The sequence below is a fragment of the Paenibacillus ehimensis NBRC 15659 genome (assembly GCF_004000785.1).
Taxonomy (GTDB): domain Bacteria; phylum Bacillota; class Bacilli; order Paenibacillales; family NBRC-103111; genus Paenibacillus_G; species Paenibacillus_G ehimensis.
Genome location: NZ_BILX01000002.1, coordinates 225,420 through 250,298, shown reverse-complemented (window position 1 = coordinate 250,298; position 24,879 = coordinate 225,420). Strand labels below are relative to the sequence as shown.

The 24,879-nt window shown below is 44.4% G+C and carries 25 protein-coding genes and 1 pseudogene; 14 read left to right on the top strand and 12 right to left on the bottom strand.

All coding sequences use genetic code 11. From position 1 onward, the window contains the following. The first annotated feature begins 8 nt into the window (after positions 1–8). A complete protein-coding gene (yycI, locus tag PEH01S_RS02315; protein WP_127483799.1) occupies positions 9–755 on the top strand; it encodes a two-component system regulatory protein YycI in 747 nt (248 codons plus the stop codon). 19 nt (positions 756–774) lie between these two features. Further along, complete coding sequence (locus PEH01S_RS02310; RefSeq protein ID WP_025849869.1) at positions 775–1,578, top strand: MBL fold metallo-hydrolase; 804 nt, start codon at positions 775–777, stop codon at positions 1,576–1,578. A 178-nt stretch (positions 1,579–1,756) separates the two neighbouring features. On the opposite strand, the gene PEH01S_RS02305 is transcribed toward PEH01S_RS02310, so the two are convergent. Then, positions 1,757–1,987 (bottom strand): hypothetical protein, encoded by a 231-nt coding sequence (locus PEH01S_RS02305; protein ID WP_127483798.1) that lies wholly within the window; start codon positions 1,985–1,987, stop codon positions 1,757–1,759. A 174-nt stretch (positions 1,988–2,161) separates the two neighbouring features. On the opposite strand from PEH01S_RS02305, the gene PEH01S_RS02300 reads away from it, so the two are divergent. The 3 genes from PEH01S_RS02300 to rlmH all read left to right on the top strand — a co-directional run bounded on the left by PEH01S_RS02300 (position 2,162) and on the right by rlmH (position 4,774). Next, positions 2,162–3,388, top strand: a complete 1,227-nt coding sequence (locus PEH01S_RS02300; RefSeq protein WP_025849871.1) for a S1C family serine protease — start codon at positions 2,162–2,164, stop codon at positions 3,386–3,388. 134 nt (positions 3,389–3,522) lie between these two features. Next, positions 3,523–3,690 carry a CxxH/CxxC protein gene (locus PEH01S_RS02295; RefSeq protein WP_063831594.1) on the top strand — a complete coding sequence of 56 codons (168 nt, stop codon included), beginning with the start codon at positions 3,523–3,525 and terminating at the stop codon, positions 3,688–3,690. Between the two features lie 604 nt (positions 3,691–4,294). Then, complete coding sequence (rlmH, locus tag PEH01S_RS35285; RefSeq protein ID WP_246062769.1) at positions 4,295–4,774, top strand: 23S rRNA (pseudouridine(1915)-N(3))-methyltransferase RlmH; 480 nt, start codon at positions 4,295–4,297, stop codon at positions 4,772–4,774. Positions 4,775–5,413: 639 nt separating this feature from the next. Here rlmH and PEH01S_RS35280 read toward each other — a convergent pair. Then, positions 5,414–6,448 (bottom strand): annotated as a pseudogene (locus tag PEH01S_RS35280) (recombinase family protein); the annotation flags it as partial. Next, complete coding sequence (locus tag PEH01S_RS02285; RefSeq protein ID WP_127483795.1) at positions 6,445–7,026, bottom strand: helix-turn-helix domain-containing protein; 582 nt, start codon at positions 7,024–7,026, stop codon at positions 6,445–6,447. The pseudogene PEH01S_RS35280 and the gene PEH01S_RS02285, both read right to left, overlap by 4 nt. Positions 7,027–7,147: 121 nt before the next feature. On the opposite strand from PEH01S_RS02285, the gene PEH01S_RS02280 reads away from it, so the two are divergent. The 3 genes from PEH01S_RS02280 (at position 7,148) to PEH01S_RS02270 (ending at position 9,553) form a co-directional block, all read left to right on the top strand. Further along, positions 7,148–7,342 (top strand): hypothetical protein, encoded by a 195-nt coding sequence (locus PEH01S_RS02280; RefSeq protein WP_127483794.1) that lies wholly within the window; start codon positions 7,148–7,150, stop codon positions 7,340–7,342. Positions 7,343–7,438: 96 nt separating this feature from the next. Continuing rightward, positions 7,439–8,500 (top strand): hypothetical protein, encoded by a 1,062-nt coding sequence (locus tag PEH01S_RS02275; RefSeq protein WP_127483793.1) that lies wholly within the window; start codon positions 7,439–7,441, stop codon positions 8,498–8,500. A gap of 60 nt (positions 8,501–8,560) precedes the next feature. Continuing rightward, complete coding sequence (locus PEH01S_RS02270; protein WP_127483792.1) at positions 8,561–9,553, top strand: hypothetical protein; 993 nt, start codon at positions 8,561–8,563, stop codon at positions 9,551–9,553. Positions 9,554–9,806: 253 nt separating this feature from the next. Here the strand turns inward: PEH01S_RS02270 and PEH01S_RS02265 are convergent, their stop codons facing one another. The 8 genes from PEH01S_RS02265 to PEH01S_RS02230 all read right to left on the bottom strand — a co-directional run bounded on the left by PEH01S_RS02265 (position 9,807) and on the right by PEH01S_RS02230 (position 13,798). Beyond that, on the bottom strand, positions 9,807–10,607 hold the full coding sequence (locus PEH01S_RS02265) for a hypothetical protein (protein WP_127483791.1): 801 nt from the start codon (positions 10,605–10,607) through the stop codon (positions 9,807–9,809). A gap of 34 nt (positions 10,608–10,641) precedes the next feature. Further along, the gene (locus PEH01S_RS02260) at positions 10,642–10,902 is read right to left on the bottom strand and encodes a hypothetical protein (RefSeq protein ID WP_127483790.1); all 261 of its coding nucleotides are present in this window, start codon (positions 10,900–10,902) and stop codon (positions 10,642–10,644) included. Between the two features lie 104 nt (positions 10,903–11,006). Continuing rightward, entirely contained in the window at positions 11,007–11,612 is a 606-nt protein-coding gene (radC, locus tag PEH01S_RS02255; protein ID WP_246062762.1) for a RadC family protein, read from the bottom strand. A gap of 114 nt (positions 11,613–11,726) precedes the next feature. Continuing rightward, complete coding sequence (locus PEH01S_RS02250) at positions 11,727–11,906, bottom strand: hypothetical protein (RefSeq protein WP_127483788.1); 180 nt, start codon at positions 11,904–11,906, stop codon at positions 11,727–11,729. 112 nt (positions 11,907–12,018) lie between these two features. Beyond that, positions 12,019–12,198, bottom strand: a complete 180-nt coding sequence (locus PEH01S_RS02245; RefSeq protein WP_127483787.1) for a hypothetical protein — start codon at positions 12,196–12,198, stop codon at positions 12,019–12,021. A 41-nt stretch (positions 12,199–12,239) separates the two neighbouring features. Beyond that, the gene (locus PEH01S_RS02240; RefSeq protein WP_127483786.1) at positions 12,240–12,461 is read right to left on the bottom strand and encodes a hypothetical protein; all 222 of its coding nucleotides are present in this window, start codon (positions 12,459–12,461) and stop codon (positions 12,240–12,242) included. Positions 12,462–12,576: 115 nt separating this feature from the next. Beyond that, on the bottom strand, positions 12,577–13,056 hold the full coding sequence (locus PEH01S_RS02235; RefSeq protein ID WP_164827632.1) for an antirestriction protein ArdA: 480 nt from the start codon (positions 13,054–13,056) through the stop codon (positions 12,577–12,579). A 379-nt stretch (positions 13,057–13,435) separates the two neighbouring features. Beyond that, on the bottom strand, positions 13,436–13,798 hold the full coding sequence (locus PEH01S_RS02230; RefSeq protein WP_127483784.1) for a helix-turn-helix domain-containing protein: 363 nt from the start codon (positions 13,796–13,798) through the stop codon (positions 13,436–13,438). Positions 13,799–14,038: 240 nt separating this feature from the next. On the opposite strand from PEH01S_RS02230, the gene PEH01S_RS02225 reads away from it, so the two are divergent. Continuing rightward, a complete protein-coding gene (locus PEH01S_RS02225; protein WP_127483783.1) occupies positions 14,039–15,787 on the top strand; it encodes an S-layer homology domain-containing protein in 1,749 nt (582 codons plus the stop codon). A gap of 1,108 nt (positions 15,788–16,895) precedes the next feature. Here PEH01S_RS02225 and PEH01S_RS02220 read toward each other — a convergent pair. After that, positions 16,896–17,330: a very short patch repair endonuclease gene (locus PEH01S_RS02220; protein ID WP_127483782.1), complete on the bottom strand. Its 435-nt coding sequence runs from the start codon at positions 17,328–17,330 to the stop codon at positions 16,896–16,898. Between the two features lie 208 nt (positions 17,331–17,538). On the opposite strand from PEH01S_RS02220, the gene PEH01S_RS02215 reads away from it, so the two are divergent. From PEH01S_RS02215 to PEH01S_RS02195, 5 genes are all read left to right on the top strand, one after another. Beyond that, on the top strand, positions 17,539–18,612 hold the full coding sequence (locus tag PEH01S_RS02215) for a DNA cytosine methyltransferase (RefSeq protein WP_127483781.1): 1,074 nt from the start codon (positions 17,539–17,541) through the stop codon (positions 18,610–18,612). 47 nt (positions 18,613–18,659) lie between these two features. Then, positions 18,660–21,242, top strand: coding sequence for an ATP-binding protein (locus PEH01S_RS02210; protein ID WP_127483780.1), 2,583 nt, complete (start codon positions 18,660–18,662; stop codon positions 21,240–21,242). Positions 21,243–21,254: 12 nt separating this feature from the next. After that, positions 21,255–22,970 (top strand): DEAD/DEAH box helicase family protein, encoded by a 1,716-nt coding sequence (locus PEH01S_RS02205; RefSeq protein WP_127483779.1) that lies wholly within the window; start codon positions 21,255–21,257, stop codon positions 22,968–22,970. Between the two features lie 6 nt (positions 22,971–22,976). Next, positions 22,977–23,756 carry a hypothetical protein gene (locus PEH01S_RS02200; protein WP_127483778.1) on the top strand — a complete coding sequence of 260 codons (780 nt, stop codon included), beginning with the start codon at positions 22,977–22,979 and terminating at the stop codon, positions 23,754–23,756. A 150-nt stretch (positions 23,757–23,906) separates the two neighbouring features. Further along, on the top strand, positions 23,907–24,677 hold the full coding sequence (locus tag PEH01S_RS02195; RefSeq protein ID WP_127483777.1) for a hypothetical protein: 771 nt from the start codon (positions 23,907–23,909) through the stop codon (positions 24,675–24,677). Positions 24,678–24,879 lie beyond the last annotated feature (202 nt).

Here is a 24,879-nt window from a genome sequence, read left to right as displayed (position 1 = left end):
ATGCCGGCGTGGAATGGGGACGGGCGAAGACGATATTGATATTGTCCTTTCTGCTGCTGAACGTGGTGCTCGGCATCCAGCTGTGGTCCAGCCGTGCGGACCTTCTCGATCTGGAGGCGAACGCGATCGGAGCCGCGGAGGAGATTCAAAGGCTGTCGAAAAGCAAAAATATCCAGGTGCCGCCGGATATTCCGAAGGATGTGCCGAAGCTTCGGGAGATTGTCGTCCGGTTCGACGACAACTTCAACCCGGAGAAGGCGGTTCCGGTGGCGGCGCCATTCAAATTCGATCCGTTGATCAGCAAGGGCTCGTTCCGTGAGCTTTTGGCGAGAACGGGGATTCCGAAAATCGAGTCGTATCAATTCGATCCGATGACGAGTCTTGGCGGCACTTATGTGTTTCATCAGTTGTATGGTACGCTTCCGATGTTCGATGTGCAGCTGAGACTGTTCGAGAAAAACGGGCAAATTACTTCTTACCAGCAGGGCTATGTGGAAGTGCAGTCCGACGGGCAGCAGAAGGAGCAGAAGGTCATTACCGCTTACATCGCTTTGCGGAGTCTGATTGAAAACTATTTGCCGTCGGGATCGGTCATTACGAGCGTTCGGCTTGGGTATCACGGACAGGTGTACAATTCGCAGACGTTGAATATGTGGCCTTCCTGGCGGGTGTCGCTGGGGAATGCGGACGGGGACGTTTATTACGTTCATGCTTTGAACGGTGCGGTGGAAGGGCCGCAGAAGAGCAAAAAGTAGCGGCTAAGGAGATTTGAACATGGGGATACGGTTTTGTGTGCTGGGCAGCGGCTCGACGGGCAACGCCACGGTCGTTGCGACCGAAGAGGGCAAAGTGCTGATCGACGCCGGGCTCAGCGCGAAGAAGATCGATCAATTGTTGAAGGAACGGGGCATGTCGGCCAGCGAGCTGGACGCGATTCTGGTGACGCACGAGCATGCCGATCATATTAAAGGACTGGGCGCGGTTGCGCGCAAATACGATTTGCCCGTCTATGCCAATGAGAAGACATGGGAGGAGCTCGACCGGCAGATCGGCGAGATTGCGGAGGAGAACCGCTGCGTGATGAAGACGGGGGAAATGCTCGAATTCGGCTCGCTGCAGGTGGAATCGTACGGCATTTCGCACGATGCGGCCGAGCCGGTCGGCTATTGCTTTTATCACGAGGAAGAAAAGCTGAGTGTCGCGACGGATCTTGGGTACATGAGCTCCAAGGTGAAGGAGAAAATTCAGGACAGCGACGTGCTCGTTCTGGAATCCAACCACGATATCGAGATGCTGCGGATGGGCCGGTACCCATGGAACATCAAGCGGCGCATCTTGAGCGATGTCGGTCACTTGTCCAACGAAGCGGCCGGGATCGGCCTCGTCGACGTGATGACGGCGAAGACGAAGCGGGTATATCTCGCGCATCTCAGCCGGGACCATAACCTGATGGATTTGGCCAGGCTGACCGTGAATAGTATGGTAGAGGAGCGGCTCGCCCCGGACGATCACCGCGCCAAGCTGATGGACACGTATCATGACCGGGCGACGGAGTGGGACGTGCTGAAGGACGATTAGCCGTTCCCGGGATAAGGGAGCGGGGACGGGATGCTTTGGAACCGCAAGAATCGGGTCGGGTTAAGCGCCGCACATCAGCGGTTTATGCAGAATGGCGCATAGGGGTTAGCTCAAGTAAAGCTTGCTGATCTCGTGTCGGGAAAGCTCCGTGTTTTTTGGCAATCTGCGGGGTCTGGCCTTAATGTCGGTGACGATTGCCGTTGCCGGTCGGGAGTACGGACTGATCTGCCGCTTCCAGCGCGTGGATTTTGGCGGCTAATTCTTGTGCGGTGAGCAGCCCTTTTTCCAGCAGAAGCTCTAGAATGGCTCCCAGCAAAAGGGAGTTCCGGTAATGGTCTTCCTTCAGGTCCGCAAGCTTGGCGATCCAAGCGATTTCATCCAGATGAGACGATAGGCGGCGGTTCGACATCTCCATCATCCTTCCTTGATCGGGTGCAGGCTATGTTCTTATTCTAGTCTAGCTTTCGGGAAATCATTCCTCTTTTTTAGTTTTTGAGATTGCCCTATTTTAAGGTACAATGGATATAGGATATTTTCGGCCTCGGATGGGGCGCGGAGTGGAATGGAACAGGGGGCGGCAGCGGTGAGTTTGTTTGACGACGATTTTTATTCGACGAAGGCACCCCGAAGGGAGACTTGGCGCTTGCCGTCCGGCCGGCCCGGTGTGAGGCTGCCGACGTGGCTGCTTCCGGCCGTGGGCGGCGCCGTTGTAACGGCGGCCATGTTCATGCTGTTCGATCGGGAGTCGGGGTACGATGTGATGCCGCAGGCGGTTGCGGTGATGGCTGCGCCGGCTCCGGAGGCGGCAACCGGGAGAGGTGCCGACACCGAGCGGCTGATGAGCGATACGGTCGTAGGCGCGGCAGCGAAGGTATCGCCGACAATTGTGAGCATTGTAGGCTCCCGCCGGGAGGGAGAGAAGGAAAACGCGCGTGGCGGTGCGGTGGGACTTGGTTCGGGCGTTATTTTTGCCCGGGCGGGGGATCAGGTGCGCATTGTCACGAACAACCACGTTGTGGAAGGATTCCAGCAGCTGGACGTCATTACGATCACCGGCGAGCGCCGCAAGGCGACGTTGATCGGACGCGATCAGATTACCGATCTGGCCGTGCTGGAGATTGACGGAACCGGGATCAAGCAGTTCGCCGAATTCGGCGATTCGGATGCGCTTAAACCGGGGGAAACGGCGTTAGCCGTTGGCAATCCGCTTGGACTCGGGTATGCGCCGACGGTGACCCGGGGCATAATCAGTTGGCCGAAACGGACGATTCCCGTAGCGCTCGGCCGCGAAGGCGAGTTCGACTGGGAGATGGAGGTCATCCAGACGGATGCGGCGATCAATCAAGGGAACAGCGGCGGCGCCCTCGTGAATCTGGACGGCAAGGTCGTCGGCATCAACACGCTCAAGGTCGCCGATATGGGCGTAGAGGGCCTCGGCTTCGCGATCCCGATCAATCAGGCGAAATCGATTATCGACACGCTGATCAAGGATCATAAAATCAAGCGCCCTTACATCGGCGTGGTGACGCAGGATCTGCAGGCGTATGCGGGCATCGAAAGCTTGAAGCTGCCGTCGGACGTCAAGAAAGGCGTTCTCGTGATCGACGCCGTCGGTCCGGGCAAGGATGCAGGGCTTAAAACCAGCGACGTGATCGTGGAGCTGGACGGCAAGCCGGTCGATGGCACGCTGGCGCTGCGGAAGTACATTTACGGGCACAAAAAGATCGGAGAAAAGCTCGCCGTCACGTATTATCGGGGAGCGAAGAAGAATACGGTTCAAGTCACGCTGGCCGAGCTAAAGGACCGCTAATGTGATTTTGGCAAGCGGCGTTAGGGAGAGCTGCAAGTCGCGGCCGATTTTGGGGAACAATGAAAGCAGAGGCCGTATAGAAACGAAACGGTATGCGATTTTATCAGGGTTATAAGAAAAAGGGGTCTTATTTTATGCACGTAGTTTGTAAAGAGCATCTGGAGCTGGCCATCGATATGTTCGTGGACGAATACGAGGACGCGCCGGATATCGTGGACTTGGAGGAAGTAAAGTTTACGGGCTGGGATCCGCCTCCGCATTGCGAACGGTGTGCCGGGCCTGGGCGGTTCTTGGTCGTTTAGGAGCTTGTCGGGATATCGAGAATAACATAAAGTGATTGTCGGAGGGCTGGCTTGGTGCGGCCTTCCTTTTTTGTAGCCGGTTAGGGTGCAGCGGCGGTGATTTTAGAAGTAGAAGTCTCTAGCGTATTCAACGGCTTTGGGGATTTTGGCGTACACTCTTTGTTGACCGCGGTCGTAGGAGGCAGCATAGAGGATTCGATCTTCGCTATATTCATGGTAACGTCGGTTCGATTCACAACGGTTGTTCCCAAATCATACCGGATCGCACCGTAGAAATCACGATGGTTATGAACGGATTCCGGAGCAGAGTATACTTTTGCTTTGGAATAGGTGTGTTTAAATGATCCGTTCGTCTGACCAGTCCATACGAGATTGATGAGTTTTTGAAGTTCCACATCAACGTTGGATTAGGTCTGGACGTTAGCGCGAACCTCTACTGGGTTTTACAATGGTATTCGTCCCGTCTTTGGGAGCGCTGCACAAGAAGGAATCTTGTTCCCTTGACCCCACATTGTCATTGCCGTCTTCTACAACGAGTTCCAAGGAAATTCCATACACCCCGAATAAGACATGAAAAGGTCAAACCAGAGAGGAAGAGCAGGCGATGAACATTCAAATTATCGCAGTAGGGAAATTGAAGGAAGGCTATCTGGTACAAGGGATCGCTGAGTACGTCAAGCGCTTGGGGCCATACGCCAAAATGCAGATCGTTGAGGTGCCGGATGAAAAGGCGCCGGAGTCCATGAGCGCCGCGGAGGAAGCGCAGGTGAAGCAGCGCGAGGGTGAGCGTATTCTCGCGAAGCTGCACACCGACGCTTACGTCGTGGCACTTGCCATCGACGGGAAGCCGCAGTCGAGCGAGGAACTCGCGCGGCAGTTGCAAGATCTTGCCACGTACGGGCGCGGCCACGTGGCTTTTGTTATCGGGGGCTCGTTGGGCCTCGCCCCGGAAGTGCTTGCCCGCGCCGACCTCAAGCTTTCGTTCGGGCGCATGACGCTGCCCCACCAGCTTATGCGGCTGGTGCTGGTGGAGCAGGTGTACCGGGCGTTTAAGATTATGCGGGGGGAACCGTATCATCGCTAATGGTAAGATAGAGAGGGAGGCCATCACCTCCCCCAGCCTGCTTTTATGAAAATTTGCGAGGGTTACACCGTCCAGTAAGCGAGCGTCGAAATTGGCTACAAAATCGTAGTCGGTATATACCTTTGGCAACAAGTTGTACGAGCCTGTTTGCAACGATTCAATTGTGAAGTCGAACCAGAGGTTTATTTTGGTTATTCTACGTCCAATACGTCTAGGAGCTTCTTTCGTGATTTGGATGTCCTTGATAAGCATTCGAAGTAATAACCTTTGCTCATCACCATTGACGCTGGTAAGCACCTTATGGAAATCGGTAAGCAACCGTTTTAATGAGTCAAAATCAACAGGATCAGTTTCTTCATTGCCAATGCTTACTGAAAGCTCTTCTTTTTGCTGATGCAATTGCTTTAATTCATCCTGAAGTGCCAATAAATTAGGTTTAAACATATCCAAAAGGTCGGCATCTGCCATGATCTTTTCCTTCAGGTTGGTAAGCTTGTTCTGAGTTTTTGCAATCTTTTTATCAATCAGCTTCTTCTCTTCAAGAAGGGGCTTTTCTCTATTTTGCCGGTCGTAGTTGATCTTATCGACAAGTTTTCTGAGAAGGTGTTCATCGGTCACGATACGAGTTAGTTCATCAAAGACCATTTTTTCTGCGTAATCGGCATTGATACTATTAGCCCGACAAGCAGTCGCTCCTTTATTGTGGAATTGACCGCATTTGTAGATGCGATAGCGAGCATGCGAGCCCTTTGCGTGTCCGATTACCATTCCTTTACCGCAAACTGGGCAACGAAGTAACCCGCCAAGTAATGTTGGCTTTTCGGAACGGACAGGCTTATATGATCTTTTCTGCATTAATCGCTGAACATTTTCCCATTGTTCAATGGAGATAATCGGTACGTGGTTCCCATCGGATAATATATAGTCTGCGTTCTTCCCGCTACGCCGTTTTTCAGCCCAGTTCTCTAGTTGATTAAAGCGGATTTTTCCTATGTAAACAGGGTTACTGAGAATATTTTTAACCGAAAGAGTACTGAAGTGGTTTCCTTTTTTCGTTCTGAAACCCATTTCGTTAATTCTTCGGGTAATGGCCTTTAAGCCCATACCTTGCTCGGCGTAATTAAAGATAGTACGTACAATAAGGGCTTCATCCTCGTTAATGACCAATTCCTTGTTAACAGCATCGTAACCTAAAGTTATACCTCCATTATATTTGCCTTGTTTGGCTCTCTCAGTCATTCCCATCTTCACACGAGTTATAATCGTATTGCGTTCAAGTTCATTGATGGAACTCATGATTTGGAACATGGCTATGCCTACCGGGTGTGAGAGATCAACATTCTCAGTAACACTAAGTAATTGAATGTTGTTCTTCTGAAAAATATCCATGATCTCAAGCGAGTCCTTGGTTTTCCTCGATAGGCGGTCAGATTTATATATGAGGACTGATTGGAATTTTTGTTGATTTACATCCCTTAATAATCTCCTCATTTGTGGACGACCTTCAATACTTTTACCGCTAAATCCCTCGTCAATGTACCTTTCCACAATGTCTAAATTATTCTGCACTGCATAACGTTCCAACTCAGACAGTTGGGCTTGAATGCTGAAACCTTCGGTTGCTTGTTCCTCCGTACTAACGCGAACATAAATCGCGGCTGGTTTCTTATTCATTGATTACTCACCTCGTTGCTGTATTGTTCTAGTACTTTAGAAATTTGTTCTAACATGTCCTCGGTCTGGTTGTTGCCTGATTTTAATAACGTGACCGTTATCATGTGTAGAATGTCAGAGATGCATGAGAATATCTGATGGTTATATTGCAGTGACGATAGCTCGGAGAGCAATTTTATACGATCAGAAAGCTCACTCTGATCAGCAATATTATGGAGTCGGTTAAGGGTACTCATTGCAAAATCGTGAATCACTGTATCTTCACGATTTAGCGGTTGTAGAGGCAGACTAGTCTCCAACCATTTATCGTAAGGTATTTTAATGTTGTACTTATGACAAGTCGAGATCAGGTCAAAAAGTGATTGGCGAAATTGGGCTTGGTATGTCAATAACACTATTTGCTCCATTTCGATTCCGAGTACATTCGCCAACTTTTCTGCATTTCCAAAGGACGGTGCGTATTTACCCGTTTCTACATCCCGGATGTAGGTATGAGATACACCGGTTTTTTCGGAAAGCTCTCGATAACTCAGTTCCATTTTGACTCGCTTCGATTTGATTAAATCTGCAATATTCATTGTTTTCACCTCAAACTTAGTATAATCGTAAAATAAAAACTTTACAACAAGAAATCATTATGCTAAAAATATAAATCAAGAACCGTAAATAAAATACTTTACAAAAAAGAGGTGATGTCGGGTGTCAAGAAAGCCATATGATTTCATTGACACAAAAAAAGCATTTGCTCCTGAAGATAGTCAAGATTTAGTTGAGTTTCTTCAAGAGCGGCGGCGTGTAGAGCAACTTTTTCTGTCCAAGCTTGCTCAGATCATTGATTATTATCTGCACAAGAATCGTGATCCACCAGCTGAGACAAAAGGTAGCATCAAATAATCTCGATATTCAGTTGACCACGGACATGCTGTTTCGAACATCCTACTAAGTAGGTCAGAAACCGTTCGGGACTACGGACTAGAGGAGGACGAAACCTTGATAGATACAGTGAAATTCGACATAGCGGTCAAACTTACAGAAGCACAAATCGAACAGGTTTATTGGAGCGAAGTCAAGAAAACCATGAAAAAAGGGCTGGTCACATGCGAGTTGTTCGACCAGTTCGATGACACCCAACCACGCCTTATTTACAAGTACAAGGAAGATGACCCGGAAAGAGCGTGGTTGAAACTCGAACTATCGGTGCCGCGATATCTGCACGGAAGCAATGTCTACGAGTTGAAGCAGGTTGATGTTGAGCCGTTGTTCAGAAAGCTACGCCGATATGTCGCGAATATGTTGCAGATTCCTCTTTCCCAAGTGCCCCATTACAACGATTGGGAAGTCGAAAAACTGCATATCTGCAAAAACTTCAATGTCGGCCCGCAGTTACAGGATTATCTGAACCTGCTGTCCAGCATACAAAAGCCCGGCGGGTACAAGACTGTGCCATACTGGGCCGCTGATGGCAACAAGTTGGAGTCCGTTGTCTATCAGCGTAATCCAACAAAAAGGAACCGGAGCATCCATAAGTTTTACGATAAGCGGGCAGAAGTTGAGCAGAAGTCAACTCACCCGAATAAAGCACAACATCTTCAAGATGCTCAAGGCTTGCTACGGTACGAGGTTGAGCTTAACTACGACGAAATGAGGAAGTATAGTTCCACAAGGATGGCAATCGAGTTGCTGACCCCTCAGACTGCGGTTAAGGTGCTTCAAGACGGTCTGAATTCAATAGGGCTTACGAAGCCGATCAAACATTCGTCGATTAGAGGCATGCTCGACGCCATTAACAGGACAAGCCTTAACGTCAGAACGAAAAGCATGCTGATCGCGTTTCTTTCTGAACTGCATCTTTATGGCAAGGGTTACTGCAAGAAGAAATACCAGAAGACAACCTATTACGACAACTACAACAAGCTTAAGGAAGTCCTCGGGATGGAGGAGATTCTGTTCTCCGAAGTTGACCTGCCGCCGCTCATAGTTCATAAAGATTCATTTAAAAACAAAAAGAGTCGCTCCACCAGCGGGCATGCCGGGGAAACGACCACAAAGTAAAAACACCTAAAGCTATTATACCATAAAAACTAAAATCAGATATCCTGGAGGTAATTATACATGATCCAATACGTTGAATTTCTTATGCTTCTCAATTTGAACGATGAACAAGCAAAGAAAGTAACAAAAGCAGATATCCGCAAGGATGTATCTCTTCACCTTCTTCCTAATTTACCCAACACTCCTTATCGAATAGCTAAGGTCGGGGTAGATGTACCAGATCTTCTTGTTATGGGTGATTATGATGAAAATGTAACAATCAGAAATGTTCAATCTTTTATAGATAAAGTACATGAGAATATCTGCATTTGGTATGGGTTACGGAGTGATCAGTTCCATAAAGTTAATCAGCCGCCATACTGCCAAGTGGAGAAAATCATTATAGGTCAAAATGTATTTCTTGGTAACCGAGAGATCTATCGATGTGATATCCCGCCGACAGAATGCATTCGGTACCAAGCAGATAATAAATGGGTGTACCATTTAGGCCCCAAAGCCGATTTTCTGACAGCATTTCACGGACAAGGTAAAAAGCTATTGCAGTTGAACGATTCCTTCGCCAAAAGCGATTACACCAAGAATATTCGGATTTCTGAGGGAATATTCAGTTATCGATTTGACCTTAACCGGGAGCAGATGACAAAGATCAGCCAAAAGCGACTATTACATGAGCTTATCGACGATGTCAAGCTTTACGGTTTGCTTAAGGAATGGGCCAACAAATTGCCCAAAATGCCGGTGTTTGATTCTATTGACGAAATCATACAGTGTATCAGGAGCTCTCTGGCCTCAGAACAAACTAAACTTCGCCTGCTGAGATTCCTTAACCTTTTTTTGAATTCTGGCTATGAAGGATGCAAGCAGTATTATTCACCTGCATCGTTCTCGCGGAATTACTCGGATTTGAAAAAGTTACTTGCAGTTCCGGCTATTCTGCTGGCGGAGCATAACGATCAAGTATTGTTTCTCCAACCGTACCGCGAATGGCTGGCAGAACGCCGTCAAGGCCGAGGCGGAGCCGAGCTTGTTTCAGCCTTGACGAGCGGATTCTAACGCCGACACTATTGTCTGCCCTTAGCGGTAGCTAAGGGACGCCGCACGGCGAGTGACGGGATTGCAAAGGGTGGTAATCCTTTGCGTTTCCCCCGATTGCTATTATCGGGGGACGGAAGGGGGCGATCTTTTTGTTTTGAGTATCGCCACTTTATCCCGATACATAGCTGTGTAGTAATGGGCGGCGGGCGGCGAGTGCAAACGAGCCGCCCAACTTCCCATTACTGGCATGTCGATTGGTTTTCTTGTAGAATCAATCGGCGTATTCATCAAATTGAAGCTCAGAGCCCGGCCCTAATGCTTGTAAAACATCTTGAGGTAAAGCGACCATATATGCGTCATCCTCAACAGATACAGCTACTTTGTACGCATAGAAGGGCAATGCAACCGCAGGCCGATGAATCCATCGGCGTCGGTCAGCAGAGATGCAAAGCTCGGTGTCAATTGATGTAACTCGCATCATCCACTCTTCGGCACTCAGTACAAAGCCGGATGGAAACTGCAAGCCTTTCTCGCTTGCTACGAGGCTAATACGGGCGTTCTTACTAGCCGATAGACCCTTTATGCCTCTCGGCACTCTAAGTTCATCTACAGCGGATTTTACGCTCCTTAACGCCATTTCTATCATTCGCGGTAATCCGCCAATCAACTTCAGCAGAGTACGGTATGGCATCCGCAAAACATCCGCGTTGATTAGTAATATCCTTCCGGCCCGGTCGATCATCATTTTGTAATGGTCAGCGGCAGAGTCACATGCATTGAAGAATTGAACTCGCCAACCGCCGCACAGCTTTTCTATAGTCCGCCGGAAGAAGCCTGCTTTACTTCGTCCGCCAACTGCATTATTGTCTGCTAATGCTATAATCTCGAAGCGTTCATTTGTCAATTCGGAGATGCATTCAATCTTCCTCATACCTCCTGTGGATTCATCGTGAAGTGAGACTTCAATAGTACCAACGACGACGATAATTTGCGGATGAAGCCCGACAACGCTATCCGTATCTGCTTGTTGCACCGCCGCCGGTAAAAACTGCTGTTCGTCATTTTTGTTCATGTAGATCGTCCTCCAATGTGTGATTTGATGATGCTTAATGAAATGGATGAAGCCCATCGATAAGCCGAGCGAGAATCGCTTTTTGTAGTCGGAGGCGACAATATCTCTGCATCAGGTCGGCCTGAATCTTCTCCGCCGCTTGAATCAAAATGTAGGCTTCATTAGTGCTATGTTCGCCGCGATATACGTCAACCAGCAGTTTATCAATCAGCCGTCCGCACGAATCAATGCGATGATGCAGGTCATCGGCGGCGACAACCAAACGCTCGTACTCTTCCAACCATTGTTTACGCATATCTGTTGCCTCACTTTCATTGTGAAATGAAAACAGCGGTCCGCCGATAAGAGCGAACCGCTGTTGATAATGCAGATGATGAAAAATGACGATGAATTGTTTCGTTACAGAAGGCCGCGTTCCTTAAGACTTGTATAATCTGAACCGCTGACAATGACGTGATCCAGAAGTTCGATACCGATGATTTCACCAGCTTCAGCAAGTCGTTTGGTTAGCTGAATATCTTCTGGGCTAGGAAGCGTACATACTTGAGAAGGGTGATTATGCGAAACGATGATGGAACATGCAGAACGGCGAATGGCCGCTTTATAGACCTCTCTGGGATGGACAATTGCACTATTCAAGCTCCCAATGCTGATCGTCTCTTTTCCAAGAATGTGATTCTTAGTCGAAAGAAAGATCACGATGAAGTGTTCTTTCTGCTCATAACCGATTTCCCAACGGAGGTACTCGAAAACATCCTGAGGACTGCGAATGATTGTCGGCTCTGTTTTCGGTACATTCATCATCTTAGCAAGTTGGATGGCGGCAACGATCTGCTTCGCTTTCACTTTACCGATACCACGAATGCTCAACAATTCTTGCTCGGTTACGTCCAGTAGTTGTTGCGGAGAATTAAAATGAGTAACGATTTTTTCAACCAGATAGCTGTTGGCGGATTCACGAAGCGTCTCAGCAAGAAGAGATTTGAATGTATGGTTAATGTTCATGTGATTGACCTCCATATAAATGCAAAAGGAGAAGCCGATGCGGCTCCTCCCATTGCGTGATATGATAAAACCGAGTATTCTTAAAGCAAGTTCATTTTTTTCTTAGTCGCTCCGTTATTGGGCGGCTTTTTCTTTATTAAGCTCATCAATCTCAAGCTGAATCAATGTCGTACGAACAAGGTATTGAGCGTACACCCTGCCCTCTTCGGTATCGAAGCTCGCGTCACGATCCATCATCTGCATGATCGCCATTAGCTGGTTTTTCTTCATCAGCAACTCCTGTATTCTGTCCATGCTTATCACCTCCTCTCGCGTGCATAAAAAATAGCCTTCATGTCGATCATCAACAGCGGCTACATCGGCAAATCTTTGTTATTCGGTTGTTCCCGGCAACCAGCTTCATCACTTAATTGCGGACAAGCGATGATTGAATGGTATAAGTGATCAGAACCGTAATCCTTCCGTTCTGCAATGCGACGACCGAGTATTGGTTCACATCGATCTGGACACTGTAGATGTAACCTTTCTGCTCGCAGTAGCCGAGGTATTCCTTTTGACTGTTTTTCCTGAAAGATTCATAGTTCAACACGCTTCACCTCCTTCACTAATTCCGGGCATTCCCGCACTTCATGCATTTTTTGCTGTCCGTTTCAGATACCGTTGTAGTTGTTGAGGAAATTCGCGATAAAAATAAACCTGCATCCAACGAGCCGCAGTTGCATCATCCACTTGATAAACGCGGCGGCAGTAGGAATACAGCAAAGTACCCGCAATTCTGATGCTTCCATTCATTACAAGTTGCCTCAAAGTCGTTGCCAATTCCTCAGGTAATCCACGTTTCACAACCATGTATTCTCACCTCCCTTCCAGCCGTACTCGCACTCCGGCGAATCTCTCTGTAAACGCAAATAAGCCCGCTCATACGCAGGCACAATGCAATGATTATGAGGCGTGGACGAATCGCTTACGACAATGGCAGAACAGCAACATGCACTTCCGGCTGAAAGTGCCAGCCTACGTCTTCCAAGTCACGTACTATTTTGTCGAAGACGATATACCGTCTAAGAGCGGCAGGAACGCGGCCATAATGCCCTGACCGAATCAAGTCATCCGCAACGTCATAAAGACTTTCTACGCCGTAATACACTTTGAATTGCCCGCCGCTCAGAATGCGAATGACCTGTTCAACACTATTCGTGCATCCGCAAAGTGCGAACACAAGCCGATGATCGTATTCAGTCATGACGGCGGCGGCCTCATTGACCGCAAATACATCCGCGTTCTTCTCAATCATAAACGGGGCTTCATAATCTTGAATCTCACACGCTCCATTGCCGTCCTCAATTTCCTCCAAACCTTGCTTCAGATCATCCTCGCTCATCGGCAGGGACAGCCAGCGGCCAACTGCTTGTCCTTCGCTAGTCACGTAAATCCGAATCTTCATGACCATTCGCCTCCATATCATTTTTCAGACCACACGTTACAATGCCATTTGCACAATACCGCCGGTACATGTGGATGCTATCAACTGCATCCGCCACCCGCATTTACAACCGCGTTCACAATATTCAACTCGCATACGCATTCCCTCCCGTCATCGTGGAAGCCTCTCACCTTCCATGTCCTCGCTTTCAAGCAACATGCCCGCAAAATAGAAAAAGGACTGCCGTCCGCTGTATAACAGCAGAAAGCAGTCCATAAGCAACCGGGTAGGGCATGAAACGGCAGGCCACCCCCTTGTTAAAAAAGCAGGGTGGTGCCTCCCGAAAATGAATGCGATTTTTCTCAATATATGGCCAATCACGCTGACCGGAATTTAACCGTTAACTCTTCTTTCGATCAATAGTATTCAGAAATTCGCGGGCTACTTTAATAACAAAGTCCACTTCATCAACATGACGCTCACTCAGTAAAGCATTTAAGTCCTCGATCTTTGTGCGAATTTCATCACTGCCAATATGAATCGTTAGTTCATCTATATCCTCAAACAATTGGGCAGGTTTAACACCAAGTGCACTGATAATTTTGCCCAACGATTCCAGCGATATATTACGAGTGCCTCTTTCCACATCACTTACGTATGAATAGCTCAGGCCGGATCGCTCCGCCAGCCGCTCTTGCGTCAAACTTTTGAGCTTCCGTAACTTGCGGATTTGTTCGCCGACTATATGTATGAACTCTGTCATGCCATCACCTCTACATCAGATTAGTAGAGTGAGGACAAGACTTTTATCCTATCATAGTGACACTTAATATCTTAACTTATAAGTGTAAATCGTTGTATAATAGGCCTATCTGGCTATTGCCAAGATTCTACAATTTTCATCAGAGAGAGGGAGGGCATCACCAATAGAAAAATAGAGAAAATCCTGATTTCATCAAAAGTCACTATTTTCAAAGACAATCAAAGGAGGAGAAAGAGCCCTATGTCAGTGAAGAAAATTACATCTTTACTCGTCACAGCAATATTAGTTTGCAGCTTGTTCGGAACGGCATCGGCGGCACTGCCTGGGTATGGTGAGGAATTGCAGAATGCACCGTCCAATACGCCGACCATCACCTTTACAGACGTGCCGACCACGCATTGGGCGAGCAAATACATAAGTGAAATGGCGTCCCGCAAAGTCCTCGAAGGCTACCCGGACGGTAAGTTCAGGCCGGAAAATCAGGTATCCCGAGCCGAATTCGCAACGATCATCGTTAAAGCATCGGGTCTACAAGCGAAGAAAGTAAACTATTCTTCGTTTTCGGATGTCAAACCGACGGACTGGTATTCTCCGTATATTGAGGCTGTTAAAGATTATATGACGGGCTATCGTACCGCTGACGGAAGCTACATCTTCAACCCGACTGCACCTGCATTACGCGAAGATATAACCGTTGCGTTGGTGAAACTCAAGGGCTACGACGTTGCCCGTCTAGCCAACCGCTCGATCATTGAAGCTATGTTCAAAGACTACGCGGGTATCTCCGAAGCCGCCAAGGATTACGTTGCTGTCGCTGTCGAAAATGGACTCGTATCCGGCTATCAGGATGAAACATTCCGTCCGCAGGCTTCTATAACCCGTGCTGAGGCCGCTACATTGCTCTGGAGAGCTTATCAATACGGTAATGATAACAAAGGTGTTGGCGGCGGAAATCAAACGACCACAACAACGCCTACGCCGCCGGTAACACAACCGACTACACCAGCAACAAATCCATCAACACCGAGCCAGCCGCAACAACCATCACAAGCGGCGAAATTCAGTGTAGATACCCTTGTTGGCGGAATGGGGCAGGGAGACGTAGATGGGCCAGTAAGCATAGCCAAAATTAATGAAGTGGACAGCATGGTTTTGGATAAAGAGGACAATATATTTTTCCTCGACCAATCCAAGAATAAAATCCGGAAGTTTAATAAATCCAACGGGCGGGTCGAGACATTCAAATCGGTTGATAATCAGTTTGACGGAAGCTTCTCAAAGGACGGAAAAGTTGTTTACTACGACCACAATGATTTTAGAGCCAAAAAGCTGACTTACAGTCATGCAAATAATCGATTATATCTTCTTGGATTTAGCTTCTCAAATCCGTGGACAGATCAAATCTTTGAATTAACATCGTCTGCCGTTTCACTTTCCACATACGGTTTGAACAACAGGCAGGACTATAACTATCGATTCTTCCGTATTGATAACAATAACAATTTTGTCTATGGGAGGGGCGGGAACTGGACGGATTCCTTTATATACTCTGCCGCAATCGGTTCCGAGTCGCAACTGCTGGCAAGTGAGAAGGATGCTACTGGAGTTACGTTTAGCAGATATGACAACGTAAATGATCAACCACTGGATGTCATCACTGCTGATAACAATTTATATGTGCTCGACACAGGTAATCGCACCCTGACAAAAATACAGTTGTTCCCTCGAAAAGTTGAGACGGTTGTATCGTTTGATAATCTTACTTTTAACAACGTTACGGCCTACAATGGCATGTTCTACGTTTCAAGCGGATCAACCATTTACGAATTGAATCTGAATGGCAAGTTGTCTACTTTCATTGCAGGAAAAGACTTGACCTACAATGACGGCAACCCGATCAATAAAATCAGCCAGTTGAGTTTCGACAGCAACGGCAACGTCATTGTCTACGATGATGACAACAAAGCTATCCGCCGCATCAATCTGTAAGGTAATCAAATTAGTGGGAGCCGCCGTGCTCCCTTTTTACCGCAAAAACAACATGGCCGAAAGGCGGGATTTGGGTGGATAAATTTCTCGAGTTACTTTTAGGTGAAGCCTTTAAGCATGGGTTAAGGAAGCTGTTTGGTGTCAAGGAGGAACGGAGTTCAGATACCGCTGGCAGTCTCGGATGCTTGATGATTATGTTAATGGCTGTGCTGTATCCTATCGGCATTTACTGGTTGAAGCCGCGGCTAACAACAGGCTCGTTTTGGTACGAGCACATCTATACATGGCCCCTGTATATTATTGGGTTATGGCTTTCATTGAACATTCTTCGGTTCATTTTCTATTGTCTGAGAGTAGCTCCTTTCTATACTTTACCGTTAGCCGGAATCATTTGGTTCGGGTGGTACGCCCATAAAAGAGGATGGTTGTAGATGCTGTTGTAGAATCACCGCTAATATTGTTATTTAGATTTACTAGCCGATTCAAAACGAATTCGGCTTTTTGTATGCGTTGCTACGTTACAATCCTACAAATTGGACGATATATAGAATATTGATTTGCCGACATTAACCCATCATTGGCTGAAATCGTAAGCAGGGATTGATTTCATCGGGGTTTATGCCCGTGTTAAGTGGTGCTGAGCCGGAAATTTATCATTCCGCCGATTTTACTCCCAATCCATGTTACATAATTCAATGCAGATCGATATATTGAAAGCAGGAACAAAGACCCAAATTGTGGTAAAATCAAGGATATCGAATGCGATATGCTCATCGTGGCCAGTACGTACGAAGGCAGTCAATTTGCAACTTCCCTTTGTGGACTTTAGAGATTGACCAACTGTCTTTCGGCCAGAGAAGCCACCGAACTGTTGCGAATCCGTTATTCAACGATGGAGAAGTGACGCCACGCACGGGCAACGCAAGCAGATGAAGGTGATGGTTTGAGTTCCCGGACATCTTTCACAGTACCGCTCGGAGCGGGAAGCCAAACATTCCCGAATGCCGAAATAGAGACAGTTAAAACAGAGGTTACACAATTTATTTTACAGACCCAATAATTAATAGGACGGTAAATTTTGATATTGGCAGGCAAAATATTATTCATCTTAGAGCTGTTCATTTTTTTGCTTTATTCTTTCATTTTCTATGAGATTAGTAATGGTCTCAATTACGATACTCAGATCTTGTTTAATTTGGTGTTCCCAAAACCTAATAATATTCCATCCAGCGTCTTTGTAGAAGGAAGTGACCATATTATCACGCATTATGTTTTTTTCAATTTTTTCTGCCCAATAATCCGAATTTGATTTTGGTATATGGCCGTGTTCTTTGCACCCATGCCAGAAACACGAATCAATGAACACAACAATTTTATATTTTTTTATAACTATATCTGGCTTTCCGATCATGCCCTTTACATTTCTCCTAAATCGGTATCCTCTATTCCATAATGCTTTTGAAACAATGGTTTCTAATTTAGAAATTGAACGGATTGCTTGCATATTCTTACTTCGTCTTTCTTTAGAGATCTTATCTGCCATAAGTACACCTCCCCAGAATCACTTAATTCAAAGTGCTATAAACATTTTGCAAAACCGGGTGCCGATTGCAGGACGAACAAGGCAAACGTCGAATAAATATATATTCCATCAGTCAGATATCGACACATTTAACCCTGACATGCGGAGTTACACGTTGGGTTAATGTATATCATCTTAGTTTCGGCTGCATATTTAGGAGGAAGTATCAGTGTATAAATTAGTTTCATTATTTTCTGGTGCTGGTTTTATGGATATAGGTTTCGTTGAAGCTGGATTTAAGATAATTAAAGGATATGAATTAAATCCAGAATTCGTACGGGCACATAATTATAATTTTAACCAACATTATAAAGAAAATGCCAATGTAGAAGTTCAAGATATATCAAAGGTTCCGGCCAAAACATTACCCAAATGTCATGGAATTATCGGGGGACCACCGTGTCAGGACTTTTCTGCCGGCAATTCAAACGATACCGGAGTAGAAGGAGATCGCGGCAAATTAGTATGGGATTTTCTTGATAAAATAAAGGTTCGCAAACCTGATTTTTTTGTGTTTGAAAATGTCGCTACATTATATAAAAGAAAGAAACACAGAACTCAAGCCTTAGAACCATTGTTAAAACAATTTGATGAACTAGGATATAAAACATATTTTAAAGTACTAAATGCCCTCGATTACGGAATACCTCAAGATAGATCAAGGGTCTTTATTGTAGCATTTAAAAAGAAAATTATTAGAGAGTTATTAAAAAACGGTTTGCCCGAATATGAATGGCCAAAACCAATATTTAATGATCCCAAAAAAAACATCGAATGGCCCAAAAAGAACGATTTTGGTTCAAGCTTTAACGAGGGTGATCTAATAAAAAAACTGGGACCTTATTACGAACTTACTGTGCATAGCAGGATCGGTAATATTAATGAAATTGAAAAATTAAAAAATCAAGTTGGTTTTAGGCCGAAATCAAAGAAGTTTTGGATTATAGATGAAGGTGATGACCGGAGAAAATCGTTTAAAAGATTACACCGATTTCGTTATAGCCCCACGGTAGCATATGGGAATAACGAAGTTCACTTACATCCAACGTTGCCGCGGCGGTTAACAGTTCGAGAATCGCTAAGGCTACAGTCAGTTCCGGACTGGTATCATTTTCCCGAAGACATGACATTGCAAAGTATGTATAAAATGGTCAGCAATGGAGTCCCGACTGAATTGGCAAATAAAATTGCAATATCTGTGAAGATAGTGTTGGATAATTACTTTCAATTAAAGAAAAAGTAGCATTCTAAAAAGCTTAAACCGTCAAAAAGACGATAGAGGTGAAATAAATGGAGATCAACGAATCATATTTACAAGAAGACTTGTCTGAAGAAACGGTAAATGTCAATCCTGATCCTCGAATTCTTGTTGCAATAACAAACAACCCTATGAAGCCAATTGATGCTTTGTGTGAGTTAATAGATAACTCTATAGATAGTTTTATTGCTGCTGAAAGAGATGGCACACCCATTCCCAATCCAGTTATACAAATTCAACTACCGAGAAACTCAGAGATTCGCAATAACGAAGGTATGCTAATAGTAGTCGATAACGGATTAGGAATGAGTCTTCAACAATTAGTTAAAGCTTTAAAAGCAGGGTATACTGATAAAAACCCTTTCGATAGGTTGGGTTTGTTTGGTTTAGGTTTTAATATCTCTACTGGCAAACTCGGCAAAAGAACTGTGGTGACTTCTGTAAGAAAAGAAGATAGTGAAGCTGTTGAGATTACCATCGATCTAGAGAGAATGGTAAATGAAAACACTTATGATGTGCCAAAAAGACTAAAAAAGAAAACGTACCCTAATCAGAGCGGTACGATCATTAAAATTGATCGTTGGTGGGAAGATGGGACTCAAAATGCAGGTTTCATTGCTAAGCTCTCAAAGATTGGCATTCCACAGATCACCCAGGAAATTGGCAGAAGATATTCTACTTACATACGCCAGAAAAATTTAAAGATTTTTATCAACGACACCGAATGTCCAGCATTTGAACATTGCATTTGGGCGGACCACAGAGCAGTAAAACATAACAGATGGGGGATGATTCCCGCTGTCTATAGATTTGACAAGGTTTTACGAATCGAGCGGCGTTGCACCAAATGTTTTAAACCCGTTATTGAGGGTGCAACGTGTGAAAAGTGTGGCCCAAATACAGAGTCGAAAACTATTGAGCACCGCGTTTCTGGATGGGTTGGTATTCAACGGTTTGATGATCCAAATGAATATGGAATAGATTTGATTAGAAACGGCAGGGTGATAAGGAAGTCTGAGAAGGAAGCGTTTTTCACATGGACAGACAATTTGGGATACTCTATTAAAGATTATCCCATAGATGCTGGTGGAGGATATGGGCGTATTGTTGGCGAGGTGCATTTGAACCATGTTCCAACTGATTTTCTAAAACAAGACTTCCAAAAGACTTCATCTGAGTGGGAAGAAGCTATCCGATTCTTGAGAGGGAACACTTCTTTACAGCCAGAAAAAGCTGCGGAGTCAGGTGAAGAAAACAGGTCACCTATATTCATGTTGTATCAGGGTTACCGGAGGGTGCGGGACTTCGGTACTAAAGACATGTATATGGGTTATTGGGAGCCTGGTGCAGAGAAGGCTAAGAGGATCCCTAGGGAAATTGAACGTGAGTTTTACCAGAAATTCCAGGAGAAAGTACAAGGATATTATGATGATGAAAACTGGTGGAAGTTAGTTGAGGATGCAGATAAAAAACCGACAGAAGACACAGTCGAATGCCAACATTGCGGATTTCAATGTGTTGCAACAAGTGAAGTTTGTCCAGAATGTAAAGGTGTTTTAATCGGTAAAGTATGCCTGAATAGCCAATGTGGCAATCTGATTCCTCGTTCGGCAACGGAATGTTCCCATTGTGGAACGTCACAAATACCTACACCTGTTGAACCATGGCAATGTTCGTTTTGTACGAGGAAGAATCCACCAGAAGCGACTGTTTGCCGTAACTGTCATCGCGAAAAAGGAGAACAAAATCCCTTTAATAAGGAGCATCTATTAGAAAACTCAATAAAGAGTGATGAACTTTCCATTGAGACCTTTGCAATAAACTTGCCGGGGAATGCTAGTATGGCAACAACTGCCGTAAATGTTTATACCTTAAAACATGGGACTGGATTAGAGAGGGAAGGAAAAACAACACCTCTAATTATTCATAAGTCTGAGTCACTTGATATATTTATCGATACCAAGCATCCAATTTTCACGAAGTATCAAGTCAGAGCACAGGACGTTATTGCAGTTGAACTGGCAAAATGGATACAGGATCAAAATAGCCGGCATATGTCAGGAGATTCAATGCACCTATGGTCTATAAGCAGTCTGTATTGGGAAATTATTAGAGCTGCTCATTGGGGGGCAGGTTTAGCCATAGATGCTAATGAGACTAGAAACCGTATCGAAGCATTTTTCAAGAGGGTAAAAGAAGAACTGCCATATCTTTTGGAATCAGAAGCTGAGGACATTCAAAACAATATGTTGCCCGAAGAAAAACACGAACTGGCATTAACGCTTGTAAGTAATGGTTTTGATCCTTCACAAATAACTAAGGTTATTGAGGAAGGCAAATTTTTAGGCTATCTTTCAAATAGGTTAATTGTGAAACTCATTGTACAATACGCTGAAAAGTTTTTCGATGGAAACTTCTGGTCTGATTCGTATTTGAACATTGATTCAAATGTATTTGCTCAGTCTACTGTCACTGAGATACGAAATCATATCAAGAATAAATACCGGAACTTCCTCGAAGATATATTGGGTTACTACGAAAACAGGAACCCTGATGAAGGCTACACCAAAAGGGTAAATCAAACCCTAGAATTGTTGAGTAAGAAGTTGGTATAGGAAGTGGTAAATATGTCATTTATTGATGACAACCTGTTGAATTCAGGCCCGTGGCAATCCTTGGAGAGAAATGTTGCCCGTTTAATGCAGCATTCTGGTTTTGAGGATATACGGATTGTGGGACAGAGCAGCGATCATGGTGCCGACATATTAGCACACCGTTCAGGGAAAAGGTGGCTAGTACAGGTCAAATTCAGAAAATCTGGTAATGTTGGCATTGATGTCGTAGATAAAACGATAGAAGCTGCTCGATTCTATAAAGCAAATGTACCAGTTATTGCAACCAATCAAATGTTCACTGATGAAGTGAAGAGAAAGCAAGCTTCTTTGTTAGCCAATCAAATAAACCTCCAATTATGGGACAGATATAAGCTAAAAAAAGATTGGGACCGCTTGCCAATAAAAAGTCCATATCTTAGGACCCCGAGAAGATATCAGGAGGAACCAATTCACAGCATTGTTGAGGCTTTTCAAAATAACGAACTGAAGAGGGCATTAATTGTTCTTGCTACCGGTTTGGGAAAAACATTTGTCGCGGCTGAAGCAACCAGAAGAATTTTAGAATTATCTGAAAAAATACGTCCTAAGAAAATCCTAGTACTTGCTCATACAAATGAATTAGTTTATCAATTAGAAAGAGCATTCTGGCCATTCATGGACAAAACGATGAATTCAACTGTTTGGAATGGATACGAAAAAGGCTACCCGAACCAGACATTATTTACATTTGCATGTCTTGATTCCATGGCAGAGCATATTTCACGAACCAATGAACTACCAACTAAATACGACATGATTATAGTAGATGAGTGTCACCATGCCGGATCTGCAACTTATAAAAAAGTATTAGATGAAGCCCAAGCAGGGAAAAAGTGGGGGGCATTTTTACTCGGAATCACTGCGACTCCATGGAGAAGTGATGATGAGAAGGTTGAGGACATTTTTGGGCCTAAGTTGGTTAGTTTAAGTATTATTGATGGCCTAAGGAACGGTTATTTAGCAAATATTGATTATAGGATGTTTGTCGATAATATTAATTGGGAGGCACTTGCAGATATACATGAGCTAACCCCCAAAGCTCTAAACCGGAGATTATTTATTAGAGAATGGGACGATGCTGTAATATATAAACTAAGGGACACTTGGACTGAAGTAGACAAACCTAGGGCTATAGTTTTTTGCTCAACAATTGACCATGCTATGACAATGAGAGATAAGATTAATACTATGGGATTTGCTAAAGCTGAGGCTATATTTTCAGGCAATACTTCCGGGATTAGGTTATCTGCTGCCGAAAGGAATCGTATGCTTGCTGATTTCCATGCAGGTACAATTCAAGTAATGTGTGCTGTAGATATTTTTAATGAGGGTGTCGATGTACCGGATGTCAATATCCTTGTTTTTCAGCGAGTAACACACAGCAGACGAATTTTTATACAACAATTAGGAAGAGGACTTAGAATAAGCCCTGGCAAAAAGAAAGTGGTTGTATTGGATTTTGTATCTGATATTCGCAGGTTTGCGGCAGGGCTTGAGTTAAAGCAATCGTTAGAAGGAGCTCCAGTCTATTTGGAACTCGGAAATCCGGTCAAGTTTATGAATGTTACTGGGGAAGATAAAAAAGCAGAAAATTTTTTAAGTCAATGGCTTCAGGATGTCGCGGAAATACAAGATGCTAAAGAAGATGATCACATTCTAAAGTTTCCTCCGCCGCTAACAGACAGGTAAGGTGATATGATGGATTTCTATGATGTCGTAAAAGATTTGAAAAAACTGAAAAATAAAAAGCTCGAATCCATCATACCTGGTTCGGACATTACGTTACTTGATGTTACAGAAAACGGTTTGATAATTGAGAATACAAAAGGGAAGCAAGTAAAAAGACCTCTATCCGAGATGAAGCGAATTGTTCAAGCACTTTCTAGCGAAAAACCGGTTCATGTTGAGTCGATTTTGGAAGGCAGTGGTTCGAGCAGGAATCAACCCGAAACTATATTAGCCAATTTACCTTATATCGAATGGCTTAAAATAAAAAACAAAAAGCATATCGTTTGGGTAAAAGAGAGAACACATCCCTATGGTACCAAAAAGGAAGTTGATCCTGAAACGGCAAGTATGATTAAAACAAATATCTTGACTGGATCTGTCTTTAACCCAGACGGAATTATACAGACAAGGACAATCTTGTCTTTTTGCATCAATATAAGTGATGCAATAAATTATTATAAAGAAATCATGAAACAAGAACCTGAGACAATAGATACGCACTATGCGGTATTTAAAAGCGAAGGTGTAGTTATCGTTCTAAGAAAATCTGTGCAAGGTATTAGTGAAGGGACTTCTGGTCCACTGGTAATTGTACAAGATATTGAAAAAACATTTATGAGTATGTCTGGGCAAACTTTCAAAGTGGTTAAAATAGAGAGCGATGATATATTCCCAAAACAGTTAGTCATATACGGACCAGAAAACTTTGCAGTAATATACAGCGAAAAGTTACATACCACTTGGTAATCAACGTTGAGGATGGAATAGATACATGTTCGAAAGTTATCTTCTAGCAATGTGTTTGTTTTGGAATGCAGATAGATACTCAGATCTGGAGACACGTAATTAAAATAGGTTGTAAATTTAATGGAACGTGAGATTAAAAGGGGGAGTGAAATGAAATTTGTAGATTATTATGGAGATGATAGATTACGTCATAAAATTGTCTACAATAAGAATTCATATTCTGAGTGTATATATTGCGGGAAACAGGCAAATACACGGGAGCACATCCCCTCAAGGGTATTTCTTTCAAAACCATACCCTTCTAATCTTGCTATCGTTCCTGCCTGCGTAAAGTGCAATAATTCATTTTCAAATGATGAACTTTTTCTATCGATATTGATAGAGAAATTAAAGATCAAGCATTTCGGTCAAAACTATGTTCTTTCAGAAGAAGCGGATAGAAGAATAAAACAGAATGAAAAGTTAGCTCACATGATTGATGCCGCAATAGAAAACGAAAGGTTAGATGAATTTAATAAGAAAATTTCAAGGGTCATATTTAAGTTAGCTATTGGTCATTCTGTTTATGAACTCTCTGAAGGATATTGTATTGAAGACGGAACGGTCAAATATTCTTTTCTTAATCATTTGTCTGCCGAAGAAGTAGATGAATTCTCTTTACCCTTTAATCTTAACGGACAGTTGTTCCCAGAGATTGGAAGCAGGGTTTATGAAAGAATTTTGTTTCTTGAGGTTAACTTTGCTGCAGCTAGTGACCCAGAACAATTAACCGCACCACTAGTTTTGCTAGATTGGGTGGATGTTCAGGAGAAAAGATATTCTTATACAAGTTATAGATTTGGAGATGAGATAGTTGTAAAGATGATAATAAATGAATTTTTATATGCTCAGGTCATCTTAAATGTTGAAGTTAGCACGTAAAAAAGAGTGGAGGAGAGGCTTTTTAAAAGCCCCTCCTTCTTTGCTTAGTTTACCATATCAAGTGATACGGTGAACCTTACCATAAGTGCTTTTTACAAAGTTTGGGAGAATTTTCTCTCGCCTGCACTATACCGTTCTACACAAAAGGCCCCAAAGCGGCAAGGGGCCTTAGTCTTGTCTATACGCTATACCGCTTTTTGGA